The sequence below is a fragment of the uncultured Intestinimonas sp. genome (assembly GCF_944387245.1).
GTDB lineage: Bacteria > Bacillota > Clostridia > Oscillospirales > Oscillospiraceae > Intestinimonas.
Map to the genome: position 1 here is coordinate 1 of NZ_CALXEE010000124.1, position 3974 is coordinate 3974.

The 3974-nt window shown below is 59.8% G+C and carries 4 protein-coding genes; all 4 read left to right on the forward strand.

Annotation, left to right across the window (positions count from 1 at the left end; translation table 11 throughout):
- Positions 1-97: 97 nt before the first annotated feature.
- The 4 genes from Q0K15_RS10865 to Q0K15_RS10880 all read left to right on the forward strand — a co-directional run bounded on the left by Q0K15_RS10865 (position 98) and on the right by Q0K15_RS10880 (position 3943).
- Positions 98-814, forward strand: coding sequence for a DUF554 domain-containing protein (locus Q0K15_RS10865; protein ID WP_294515863.1), 717 nt, complete (start codon positions 98-100; stop codon positions 812-814).
- Between the two features lie 235 nt (positions 815-1049).
- Positions 1050-1826, forward strand: a complete 777-nt coding sequence (locus Q0K15_RS10870) for an enoyl-CoA hydratase-related protein (protein WP_294515864.1) — start codon at positions 1050-1052, stop codon at positions 1824-1826.
- Between the two features lie 60 nt (positions 1827-1886).
- Positions 1887-2786, forward strand: coding sequence for a 3-hydroxybutyryl-CoA dehydrogenase (locus tag Q0K15_RS10875; protein WP_365933940.1), 900 nt, complete (start codon positions 1887-1889; stop codon positions 2784-2786).
- A gap of 83 nt (positions 2787-2869) precedes the next feature.
- Positions 2870-3943 carry a Xaa-Pro peptidase family protein gene (locus Q0K15_RS10880; protein ID WP_294515866.1) on the forward strand — a complete coding sequence of 358 codons (1074 nt, stop codon included), beginning with the start codon at positions 2870-2872 and terminating at the stop codon, positions 3941-3943.
- Positions 3944-3974 lie beyond the last annotated feature (31 nt).

The following is a 3974-nucleotide window of genomic DNA, read 5'->3' on the forward strand; positions in this document are numbered from 1 at the left end:
CGTTTTTTTGTTTTATCACTTTAACGCTTTACATGGACAGCTAATCTGTGGTATGATAATCCCAATGTGTGCTCAAGAGAAAGAAGGTCCCGTTTTCATGCTTGCAACCATCATCAATGCCGTGCTCGTTCTGATCGGAAGCATCCTGGGCGTGCTCTTTAAAAATCGAATCGGTGCCCGGTTCAATACCATCCTTACCCATGCACTGGGGCTGTGTGTGCTGGGCATCGGGGTGACCTCCGCCATCGCTACGGAGAATACGCTGTGCGTCATTGTCTGCATGGTCTTGGGGACCATCCTTGGGGAGGCCATCCGCATCGAGGACCGGCTGGACGCGGCAGGGGAGCTGCTCCGGCGGAAGCTGGCCGGCGGTGAGAGCGGCAGCAGCAGCCGTTTTACGGAGGGCTTTGTGACCGCCGCCGTTCTGTTCTGTGTGGGCTCCATGGCCATCATGGGCTCCATGGAGGCTGGCATCCAGGGGAAATATGATATTCTGATCTCCAAAGGCGTCATTGACGGCGTGACCTCCATCACGCTGGCCTCTGCCATGGGTGTGGGCGTGGCCTTTTCTGTCCTTCCGCTGGCGATCTATCAGGGGGGACTCACCCTCCTTTTTGCTCAAGTGGGGCCCTTCCTGGACAGCGCTGCCATTACGGAAATGAGCGCCGTGGGCGGCACCATCATTGTGGGGATCGCCATCAATATGCTTGGGCTGGGCAAGGCCAAGATCCGGGTGGGGAACATGCTGCCGGCCATTTTCCTGCCGCTGCTCTATCTGCCGGTGTCCCAGTGGCTCTCCGGGTTGGCAGGGTGACAAATTCACCATAACGGGAATTTGGCGTCCAAGATGTTCCCAAAAAACGGGAAAATTGGTGCTACCACATGAAAATGATGCGAAAAAGAGCCGCTTATCTTGTAAATACTTGTGCTTTTGAAACAAAAATTTTCCCTTTTGCCCTCTTGCGCAGTGGGGAGAAACGGTCTATACTGATACTTGCGAAAGGCCTGGTGGGAAGGGCTGCATCGCATTACAAAGGAGGTAGCAAACTATGGGATTTGTCAAAATTGAACAGCAGGGTCATGTTGGTATTTTGACCATTGACCGTCAGGAAGCCCTGAACGCCCTCAACAGCCAGGTGCTCAGCGACCTGGATGCGGCTATCGATGAAGTGGCCGCCAATGATGATATCTATGTAGTGATCCTCACCGGCGCCGGCCGTTCCTTCGTGGCTGGTGCCGATATCGGTGAGATGCGGGACCTCACCTCTACCAGCGGCAAGAAGTTTGGTGTCCATGGCGGCAGCGTCTTCCTGAAGCTGGAGAATATGGCCAAGCCCGTCATCGCCGCAGTGAACGGTTTTGCTCTGGGCGGCGGCAACGAGCTGTGCATGGCCTGTGATATCCGTCTGGCCAGCGAGAAGGCCAAGTTTGGTCAGCCCGAGGTGGGCCTGGGCATCACCCCCGGCTTCGCCGGCACCCAGCGTCTGCCCCGTATTGTGGGCATCTCCAAGGCCATGGAGCTGATCCTCACCGCCAAGGTCATCGGCGCCGCCGAGGCCAAGGCCATCGGCCTGGTGAGCGAGGTCTATCCCCCCGAGGAGCTGATGCCCAAGGCTATGGAGCTGGCCAACGCCATCTGCGCCAACGCTCAGATCGCCGTGCAGGAGTCCAAGCGCTGCATCCGTATGGGCATGCAGACCGACATCGCCACCGGCTCCGCCTTTGAGGCTGAGGCCTTTGGCGTCTGCTTCGGCACCGAGGATCAGACCGAGGGTATGAGCGCTTTCCTGGAGAAGCGCGCTGAGAAGCACTTCCAGAACAAGTAAGCCGGTTCCGGGTTACATATGGCACCCGTTATCGCACGTCCGGACGATCAGGTCTGGAATATGATCAGACATGATTTTAATAAAAATTGGGAAAAGGGGTATGCAACTATGAAAAAGATCGTTGTCATCGGCGGCGGCACCATGGGCCTGGACATTGCCCAGGTCTTTGCCAAGAAGGGCTTTGATGTGACCGTGCGCGACATCAACGACGACATCATCAAGGCTTCCGAGGCCCGTCTGAACAAGGGTCTGGATAAGCTGGTGTCCAAGGGCAAGCTGGATGAGGCCGGCAAGAAGGCCATCACCGACAAGATGACCTTCACCACCGATCTCAATGCTGCCGCCGACGCCGATCTGGTGGTCGAGGCCGCTGTCGAGAAGCTGGAGATCAAGAAGTCCATCTTCGCTGACCTGGACAAGATCTGCAAGCCCGAGACCATCCTGGCCACCAACACCTCCTCCATTTCCATCACCGCCATTGCCGCCGCCACTCAGCGCCCCGACAAGTTCATCGGCATGCACTTCTTCAACCCCGCCACTGTCATGAAGCTGGTTGAGGTCATCCGCGGCGCCAAGACCTCCGACGAGACCTACAAGACCATCCACGATCTGTCCGTGGAGATCGGCAAGGAGCCCGTTGAGGTCCACGAGGCCCCCGGCTTTGTGGTCAACAAGATCCTGATCCCCATGATCAACGAGGCTGCCGACCTGCTCTACACCGGTGTTGCCACTGCTGAGGGCATCGACACCGCCATGAAGCTGGGCGCCAACCACCCCATGGGCCCCCTGGCTCTGGGCGATCTGATCGGCCTGGACGTCTGCCAGGCCATCATGGACACCCTGTACAGCGAGACCGGCGACTCCAAGTATCGCTGCTCCCTGCTGATCCGCAAGATGGTCCGTGCCGGCCAGCTGGGCCGCAAGACCGGTGTGGGCTTCTTCGACTACACCAAGAAGTAAGACAATCCCATAAAGGAAAGGACGCGGGCCTGCCTGACGGCGGGACCGCGTCCTTTTTAACTGACACAAAGGAGATACACACTATGAATCAGACACGCCTGGACCGTGTGGTGGCGAACATGGCCACCCAGGGCCTGGAGCAGATCGTGGTGACGGCGACTGCCTCGGTGTACTACCTCGCCGGCATCCACGTGGAGCCCATGGAGCGGATGCTGGCCCTGCTCATCCGGGACGACGGCAGCTGCACCCTGTACGCCAATGAGCTCTTCGCCCTCCAGCCCCAGCCCGACCTGCCCATGAAGCTCCACACCGACAGTGACGACCCCGCCGCCATCCTGGCGGCCGACCTGAAGCCTGGAAAGCTGGGGGTGGACAAGTGGTGGCCAAGCAAGTTCCTCATCGGCATCCTGAGCCGCCGCAGTGACATTGTGCCGGTGCTGGGCTCCGCCCCGGTGGACGACGCCCGGATGTGCAAGGACGCAGCTGAGATCGACGCCATGCGCCGGGCCTCTAAGATCAACGACCAGGTGATGGCGGCCACCATTCAGGCCATCCATGCAGGCGCCACGGAGAACGAGCTGGCCAGCCTGGTGGAGAAACTCTTCCAGGACCACGGTGCCGACCGGTCCAGCGAGGGCCAGCTGGTCTGCTTTGGGCCCAACGGCGCCGATCCCCACCACGGTCCCAACGACACCGTGCTCAAGCGCGGAGACTCGGTGGTCATGGACATCTTCATCCCCATCCAGCGGTACTGGTGCGACATGACCCGCACCGTTTTCTTCGGCCAGGTGAGCGAGGAGGGGCGGAGGGTGTATGAGACCGTCCGGGCGGCCAATGAGGCCGCCGAGGCCATGATTCGCCCCGGCATCCCCATGCGGGACATCGATGCAGCAGCCCGGAAGGTCATCACCGACGCCGGCTATGGCCCCTACTTCACCCACCGGCTGGGCCACGGCTGTGGTCTGGAGTGTCACGAGCCCCCGGACAACTCCTCCGCCTGTGAGGTGCTCACCCGGCCGGGCATGGTATTCTCGGTGGAGCCGGGCATCTACCTGCCGGGCAAGCTGGGGGTGCGTATCGAGGATCTGGTGCTGGTCACCGAGACCGGCTGCGAGGTCCTCAATGCCTACCCCAAGGACCTGCTGGTGGTGGAATAACGACAAGAAAAAAGGACCGTGGAACGATATG

Bases quoted from the DNA above. Each gene is read 5' to 3' on its own strand.
- Q0K15_RS10875 (WP_365933940.1), top strand. From the start codon at position 1,887: ATGATCAGACATGATTTTAATAAAAATTGGGAAAAGGGGTATGCAACT.
- Q0K15_RS10880 (WP_294515866.1), top strand. From the start codon at position 2,870: ATGAATCAGACACGCCTGGACCGTGTGGTGGCGAACATGGCCACCCAG.
- Q0K15_RS10870 (WP_294515864.1), top strand. From the start codon at position 1,050: ATGGGATTTGTCAAAATTGAACAGCAGGGTCATGTTGGTATTTTGACC.
- Q0K15_RS10865 (WP_294515863.1), top strand. From the start codon at position 98: ATGCTTGCAACCATCATCAATGCCGTGCTCGTTCTGATCGGAAGCATC.